3 protein-coding genes and 1 pseudogene are annotated in these 5,358 nt (G+C 44.3%); 2 read left to right on the top strand and 2 right to left on the bottom strand.

Features of this window, described 5'->3' with window-relative positions; all coding sequences use genetic code 11:
- Positions 1 to 536: 536 nt before the first annotated feature.
- Positions 537 to 1,952, bottom strand: a complete 1,416-nt coding sequence (locus tag BG32_RS07205; RefSeq protein ID WP_006492567.1) for an HD domain-containing phosphohydrolase — start codon at positions 1,950 to 1,952, stop codon at positions 537 to 539.
- Positions 1,953 to 2,139: 187 nt separating this feature from the next.
- Here BG32_RS07205 and BG32_RS07200 point away from each other — a divergent pair, with 187 nt between their 5' ends.
- Positions 2,140 to 4,215, top strand: a complete 2,076-nt coding sequence (locus BG32_RS07200) for a PAS domain S-box protein (RefSeq protein ID WP_006492565.1) — start codon at positions 2,140 to 2,142, stop codon at positions 4,213 to 4,215.
- Between the two features lie 2 nt (positions 4,216 to 4,217).
- Positions 4,218 to 4,658: a response regulator gene (locus BG32_RS07195; protein WP_006492563.1), complete on the top strand. Its 441-nt coding sequence runs from the start codon at positions 4,218 to 4,220 to the stop codon at positions 4,656 to 4,658.
- Between the two features lie 541 nt (positions 4,659 to 5,199).
- Here the strand turns inward: BG32_RS07195 and BG32_RS16960 are convergent.
- Positions 5,200 to 5,358, bottom strand: a pseudogene (locus BG32_RS16960) (group II intron reverse transcriptase/maturase); the annotation flags it as partial.

Here is a 5,358-nt window from a genome sequence, read left to right as displayed (position 1 = left end):
CGGCGTAAGTTCCATTGAAAATCTCCCAGCTGGGAGATTTTCGCTTTTTGAGCTCTTTTTTGTTCTGGGTTCCTTTGATGTCTTTCAACCCTCTGCTTTCCCTTTAATAGCTGATCGCAAAGAACTCTATTCTCGCTCGCGTTGTCTTGATTGCGAGCCTTCTTTAGACACTTTTATAACCTAGAACAACTGATCTCTATGTGAACCAGCTAGAAAATACAACCAGCATATTATCCAAAAGCCTTACAAAGGAAAAGTCAAATAGCGAAGCAGAGCATAACTAATTCTTATCGATTTATTAATCTGTTTGTCTCTATAGGAAATGAGTTTTCGCAGATGCTATGCTATCATAATTCAATGCCTATTATTTTCACTTTAGCACTTCCTGTTCTTTGCCGCCCATTAGAGGCGGCTTCTATTTTTTCCTCTTTGCTTTTTAATTAAACAGCGGTTGAGGAATTATTTTTCCCTTCCCAAGCATCTAGAAAATGATCGGTTTTGAAATTGCGTGGATTTTTGAAGAGGGCAGAGGTTTTCTACTGATCTGATTCTAAAAAGGTAAATCCTCCTTCTATTATCGAAGTACAAATCTCAACGATCTTCGGGTCGTAAAGCCTTCCGGCATTCGATCTGATTTCTTCTAGTGCGGCATCAAAACCAAGTGCGGCTCTATACGGTCTATGGGAGCTCATCGCTTCGACAACATCGGCAACCATAATTATCTTGGCTTCGAGAAGAATTTCATCTTCCTTCAAGTGTCTGGGATAACCGGAACCGTCGAGGCGCTCATGATGCTGATAAACGATTTCGGCAACGGGCCAGGGCAGTTCGACTTTTCTAAGAATCTCGAAACCTGTCACGGAGTGCCTCTTTATTATTTCAAACTCTATATCGCTCAGTTTTCCGGGCTTCGACAATATCTCGGTGGGAATCATAATCTTTCCTATGTCGTGAACCATTGCCGAAACTCTCAAAGCTTCGATCGTTTGTTCGTCAAGATCCATTTTTCTTCCAATTTCCACGGCAAGTTTTGCGACGTTCTTCTCATGGAATTCAGTGTATGGATCCTTCAGATTCAGCACATCAGACAACACAGTAACAATTGAATTGAAGGCTGCCTTCAGCGCTTCGCTGGTTTTTTGGCGTTCAGTAACGTCTCTGGCGATTCCTTCAATTGCAATAAGATTTCCTTCATCGTCATAAACGGGCACATTCATCTGCTCTGTCCAAATAATCTCCCCATTCTTTCTGATCCATCTCAAAAGAATCGGCGATTGATTCACTTGCTCTGAAAGCCCGTCAAGTTTCCATCTGTCATCAGGATGGACCAGTTCGAAACCAAGATTTGGATTTGAGTAGTGCTCCTCCGGTGTATAGCCTGTAATCTTTGTGGCAGAAGGGCTGACATACGAGAATTTTCTCTCTGGGAATAATTCATATCTATATACCAGATCATTCGCCTTTTCTGCAATAAGCCGAAACTTCCTTTCGCTTTCTTCAAGAGCCTCTTCAGCTGCGGCCCTGAGTCTTTCTTCCTTCTTTCTTTTTATTGCCTCCTTGACTGCGAACGGGAGCCTTGCCATATGTTCCTTTATGACATAATCTGAGGCGCCCGCCTTCATACATTCAACGGCAGTCTCCTCGTTCATGGAGCCAGTAAGAATGACTATAGGCGTACTGGGAGAGAACTTCAAAGCAAGATCTATTACTTCCATCCCGCTGAAGTGAGGCATCATGTAATCGGAAATGATTATGTCGGGCTTGTAATTAGAGATTGACTGGAGAAATTCTTCACGATTATCTACCCTCAAGAAACCAACAGAATCGCACCAATCCAAAAGTCCTTTTGTGATTTCTAGTTTCGCGAGCTCCGCATCACTTTTCAAATCTTCTACGAGAAGTATCTTTATCGACGAAAAATCAGAGAAATTTCCATCAACGGTATTGTCCATAAGCACCTCCCGATAACCCAACAATAATATCATGCAGGACTGCCATGTTCGAACGAGCAGATACTGTCCTTTTCAGCGTAATTTGAAAACCTGTGAGTGATACACTCTCACTGATAGATTCTTTTGTTAAGAGCGCAGATTATACTTTCTCTAGGGCTTCATCATTCAACCCTCAAAAGGAGTCAATATGGGAAAAGAAGTACTGCTTGCGCTTGTCAATAACGCAGCACTACTTATTACCTTTGTGGTTTTGTACACCGCCTTCTATGTTAAGTCAACACCAAGCAGACAAATGCCAAGGCAAATCAACTCTGGATTGCTTCTCGGATTGGTTACAGTTGGTGTCATGCTTAATTCTTGGCAGCTCTCTCCCGGCGTGGTTTGCGATACCAGATCGGTTGCACTGGGTCTAATAGGTCTCTTTTTCGGATTTATTCCCTCCATGATTTCGGCCTCGATGGCCGTTGGCTTGAGGATATTGATGGGCGGCGAGGGAACGATTCCGGGAATAAGCACAATACTTAGTTCGATTTCCGTGGGTCTCATCTGGCGACATTATAGAAGAAGAGATCCAGGTGATTGTTCACTACTAGAGCTGTATCTATTTGGAATCGTAGTACATATATTTATGCTTCTGTGCATGCTTCTTCTTCCTTCTCAAAGCAGAGAAACTTTTTTTGAGATGGCAGCGTTGCCCGTGATGATAGTTTATCCGGCGGCAACGATGATAGTGGGCTGGGCAATGACGGGCCAAATAGCGCGCAAGCAGGGAGAAGCAGCAGAAAGGGAACTTGCTTCCACGAGTGAGAAGCTCGCGGTGATTGTGAAGAATTCACCGGTAGCTATGGTAAGTCTTGATCTCGATTATAATGTTACATCGTGGAATGAGGCGGCAGAAGAGATATTTGGATGGAAATGCTCAGAGGTCCTCGGCAAACCTCTGCCTTACATTCTAGAAACGCAAAAGGAAGAACACGAGAGAATGAACGTAGAAACTCTGAAAGGCCTTCCCGTTAAGGGCAAACGATTCACACGGAGGACAAAGGATGGAAGAGAAGTCATCATAAAGGTTTACAACGCCCCAATTCGTGATGAAAACGGAAATCTTGAAGGAATCTTCGGAATACTTGAGGATGTGACAGAACAACACAAGGCAGAGCTTGCTCTCAAAGAAAGTGAACTTCGCTTCAGAAAATTATATATGAACATGAACATTGGAGTGGCCATATATAGAGTAATCAATGAAGGTGACGATGTCGTATTCTTGGATATGAATCCATCTGGCTGTAGAATTACTGGAGTAAATCGAGAGGAGATACTTGGAAGAAGTGTCAAGGCAATCTTTCCATCAGTTACAGAGCTAGGAATTTACCAGAAGCTCATCGAGGTTTGGAAGACCGGCCGTCCACTGCATCATCCAGTAATGCGCTACAAAGATGAAAGAATAGACTTCTGGGCCGATAATTATATCTATCCAGACAGATCACATGAAGTCGTAGCGATATTTGAAGATGTAACTCAAAGAGAACTAATGCTCGAGGAACTAGAAAGGAGAGTCAAAAATAGAACAGAAGAGCTCGAAGCGGCTAATAAAGAGCTGGAGTCCTTTGCCTACTCGGTTTCACATGACTTGAGAGCTCCTCTAAGGGCTATTAACGGCTTTTCAAAGATCATTTCAGATCGCTATATGTCCTCCCTTCCCGAAGAGGGACAAAGGTATCTCGGATTTATATCGAAAGCTGGAGGAGATATGTCCGATCTCATAGACGGCCTTCTAGAATACTCCCGAATCGGTAGATCATCGATTCACCTGAACAAACTACCTTTGAAGAGTATCGTTGACGACTGCATATCTACGTTGAACCGGAGAATTGAAGAGGAAGGGGCAGAGGTAAGCATAATTACGGATTTGCCAACGGTCTATGCAGACCAATCTCTTCTAAAAAGAGCAGTAACTAATCTCCTTCAGAATGCGTTGACTTATCACAAAGCCGGGTCGCGCCCCATAGTAAAAATATCCTCCAAGCATCAGAACGGCTGGGTCTTTCTAACGATAGAAGACAATGGGATCGGAATAGAAGACAGGTATTACGAAAGAATCTTCAATGTGTTTCAGAGGCTACACACTGATGAGGAGTTTCCAGGCACTGGTATTGGACTCTCGATTGTAAAGAAATCGGTTTTGCTAATGGGGGGAGACGTCTCTCTGGAATCTATACCCGGGGAAGGCTCGAAATTCACTTTGAAGATTAAGGGGGTTTAGCCTTGAAAAATGCGATCTTACTTCTGGTTGAAGATAATCTGATGGACATTGAGTTGACTCTTGATTCCTTCAGGCAGGTGGGGCTCACTAATCACGTCGAAATCGCAAAGACTGGGGAAAGAGCGCTCGATTATGTATTCGGTAACGGACCCTTCAGTGATAGAGAGGCTTTCCCACTGCCTGATCTTGTTCTGCTAGATCTCAAACTACCCGGCATTTCCGGGCATGAGGTTCTTCAAGAGATGAAGAAAAGCGAACTAACGAAAAGAATACCGGTTGTAGTTCTTACTTCTTCCCGAGAAGAAGGAGACAGAGCTATCTGTTACGACAGTGGAGTAAACTCCTTCCTAGTCAAGCCGGTTAACTTCGAGGAATTCCTCGTTGTAGCCAGGGCCATTGGTGATTACTGGCTCACGATCAACGTTGGTCCTCCATTTGAATGAGTTGTAAGGCCGTGGCTCCGGTCGGAAGTTGGGGGTTCGTAAGAGCAAAAGATCAGTTCCAAGTTGTAGTTGCATGTGCGAATAAATTCGATTCAAACGGATGTGAGGGCGTGCGGCGGCACGCCCGCTATTGAGGATCAGTCTTCCCAAGGATAGAGATCGTCCTCCTCAATAGTTGAACGAACCTATTCTGCCTGAAAAGCTCCTGTTCAGGATTTGGGCTTATGAAACGAGGTTCGGGATAGCGGGTAGGGGGTTGGAAAGAGCAAAGGAACAGTTCCAAGTTGCAAGAATGGGAACCAAAATCACAATGCAGGAACCGGATTCTGAAACAATTTCAAGCATGACATGATCCTGGACCAACAAACAACCGTTCTTCACTCTCTCACTCTCTTCCCAGAAAACAGCAACCCGCAAAAGCCAACGGATTCTTAATCTTCCCAGCGTACAGCGGTTCTTATGCTGGTGAGTAGCCCAGGGGGATTTCACCCCCAGGCTCTCTCAGAACCGGACTTGAATCTCTCGATTCATCCGGCTCCCATTATCCAGCCGTATAGAATATCCCCATTGTCCAGTGTACAAATAGACGAGGCTCCCTGCGAGCAAGAGTTTCTAACCATTTACCCGCTTTTGTGCGACCTCTCCTTTTCTTGTACTTGTTTCTTACCCAGTGAACTAAGGCTTTGTTTAGCCGACTCAG

The organism is Mesotoga sp. HF07.pep.5.2.highcov (assembly GCF_003666285.1).
In the GTDB taxonomy this organism is placed as follows: domain Bacteria; phylum Thermotogota; class Thermotogae; order Petrotogales; family Kosmotogaceae; genus Mesotoga; species Mesotoga prima.
This window is presented reverse-complemented; position numbering and strand designations above follow the sequence as displayed.